This window comes from Paenibacillus sp. TAF43_2 (assembly GCF_052113545.1).
GTDB lineage: Bacteria > Bacillota > Bacilli > Paenibacillales > Paenibacillaceae > Pristimantibacillus.
Genome location: NZ_JBFRDK010000337.1, coordinates 1 through 2,591, shown reverse-complemented (window position 1 = coordinate 2,591; position 2,591 = coordinate 1). Strand labels below are relative to the sequence as shown.

Here is a 2,591-nt window from a genome sequence, read left to right as displayed (position 1 = left end):
ATCGTAACGGGTGATGGGTATATGCTTCCATTAAACCAAGGAAAGTATATTCCAAGCGATGATCAGACGTGGAAAGAGTATTTGAGCGAACAAGAAATGAAGGTCATTGAGTCTTTTTCGATGCCATTTTTTGCAGCTGATAAAAGCGAATATTCGTTGATGTACATTATTAAAAACGCATATAACAATGAAATTGTTTTTAATACCGATAACGCTATCCAGTTTACTTTTCATCATGAATTTCCAGTAATTAATAAACAAAAGGAATACGGTTTTAGAATTTATGTAACGAAAAAAAATCCAACAGCTGTCGCAAAGACATATAAAGATTATTTGATTGAACAGGGTGAATTCAAAAGCTTGGCGGATAAGGCTAAAGAAAATAGCAATATCGAAAAGCTTTACGGAGCGCCGCATGCTTATTTTTGGGACAGAACGGTTATTTCAGAAGAAAATATACAATGGGCAAAGCTGAGGAGCAATCTTCCCGAAAAACTGAGATTATGGATTCAGGAGCTATTAAAAACTAAAGTGGAAGATGGAGCAGAGCTTTCATCCGCTTTTGACGATTTAAATCGTTTAGATTATGTAGATAAATACACGATAAATCGAATTGTAAAAAGTTTAAGTGCGGTCATGCAGCTAAAAGAATTTTATGATTCCAAAATTTTTACTGACTTAGATGAAGAAACTCAGCGATTGTTAAGCAGCGGTATAGAAAATTTGAACGCTGTTGAATTGATTGATCTGAATAAACGATTGTTAAAAAGCGTGCTTGGCGCTGCAGTTGATCCCATTGAGAAGTGGGCAGATGCCAATACGATTGATGTCATAAAGGATATGAAGCAGTCTGGGCTCGACAATATGTGGATTGGTTTGGATGATTGGCAGGAAGGGTTTATTAAACCTGCGTTTGTCAAAGAGGCAGAAAGTCTTGGTTATTTAATTGGCACCTATGACTCGTATCATTCAATCCATGAACCAGGAAAAGAGAAATGGACGACGGCTAAGTTTAAGGATACTTCCCTTTACGAGCATGCAACGGTAACCGATAAGGACGGGAAAAAAATTGTAGGGTTCCAAGGAGAAGGCAGAAAGCTCAACCCAACGCTTGCCTTGCCTAGTGTAGAAGAAAGAGTAACATCGATTTTCAATACAGGTTTAGCTTTTAACTCATGGTTTCTGGATACGGATGGTACTGGAGAAGTCTTCGATGACTATTCGCCAGAGCATGTGACTACGGAAGAAGAAGATATACAGGCTAGAATAAAGCGAATGGCGTATTTGCAAAAACAATGGAAACTGGTCGTTGGAACAGAGGGCGGCAACGATTTTGCTAACCAAACGGTTGCTTTTGCGCATGGAATAGAGACGCCATCATTCTCATGGATGGATAAGGATATGAGCACAAATAAAGAAAGCGAATATTATGTAGGAAGATATTATTCAAGCAACGGCGGGGTTCCCGAACTATTTGCTAAGCAAATACCGTTAAAGGACAAGTACAAGAAGCTGTTTTTGGATACTAGCTACACGATCCCATTGTATAAGTTAGTTTACAATAATTCCGTGATCACGACTTATTGGTGGGGCTGGGGAACTTTAAAAATAGAGGATGAAATTTCGAATCGAATGCTGTATGAAATTCTTTATAATGTGCCTCCGTTATATCATCTAGATAAACATGAGTGGGAAAAACATAAGGAAACCATAGTGAATCACTCTAAGGTATGGTCAAGCTTTAGTAAAAAAGCGATAAAAGAAGAAATGACGGATTATAAGGTTCTAACAGAGGACAAACGCGTTCAGATGACGGAATATGGTAAAGCATTGAAAGTAGTGGCTAACTTCTCGGAAGCTTCTTTTAACTTTCAAGGCGAGGTCATACCAGCGAAATCAGCGCTAATCCTTGATGGAAATGATAAAACGATCTACACACCGAAAGAGCCCACAATGAAATAAAAAAGTAAGGGGCTCTAATTTTTAGCTTTATTTATAGAGATTCCAACGATTTTTGTTTTCTTTTCAGTTGAAGTATACCAGTGTTTCACTGCTTCATAATCTGATGATGCTAAATCAGCCGACTCGATCATAAACCGATCTTTCTCAATCCATTGATAGTCGAGTATAGGCCAGATTGGAGTAGACGTGTATTCGTTCGTTAACGCTGTAGATTCAAAAGGTATTTTTTCCATAGTTAATAAATCAACAGCAATCAGCGTATGACGAACAATTTCTCCGCCTTCACTATAACCGTATCGTAACAGCAGCTCTGTTTTATCTGGAGATAGTTGATAGTCTTGAAAAATGCCGTCACCCAAAGCGAGACTTGTAATTGTGGAGTTGAGTTCCTTCACTAAAATGGTTGAACATTGCTTATTTCCACAACTGTACTTTAACAATATGAAATGTTCTTGAGTGGAGAGAGTGAGCGCTTCGGATTRGGTCCGCTCGATTTCGGTCTTGCTATCCTCTTGCGATTGTAAATATTGCTTATACGGAGGAATATCGTTAATCTTTAGCTTTAAGTTTTTTCCATTTTCGTCTTTGACTATGAGTGTATCAGATGAATTCTCGGATGGTTTCTGTTC

General features: G+C 38.1%; 2 protein-coding genes. One reads left to right on the top strand and one right to left on the bottom strand.

Annotated features, from left to right (window positions below; translation table 11 throughout):
• A partial coding sequence (locus AB4Z17_RS33080; protein ID WP_441964656.1) for a glycoside hydrolase occupies nucleotides 1-1,962 on the top strand: 1,962 nt, incomplete at its 5' end.
• Nucleotides 1,963-1,976: 14 nt separating this feature from the next.
• On the opposite strand, the gene AB4Z17_RS33075 is transcribed toward AB4Z17_RS33080, so the two are convergent.
• A partial coding sequence (locus AB4Z17_RS33075; protein WP_441964654.1) for a hypothetical protein occupies nucleotides 1,977-2,591 on the bottom strand: 615 nt, incomplete at its 5' end.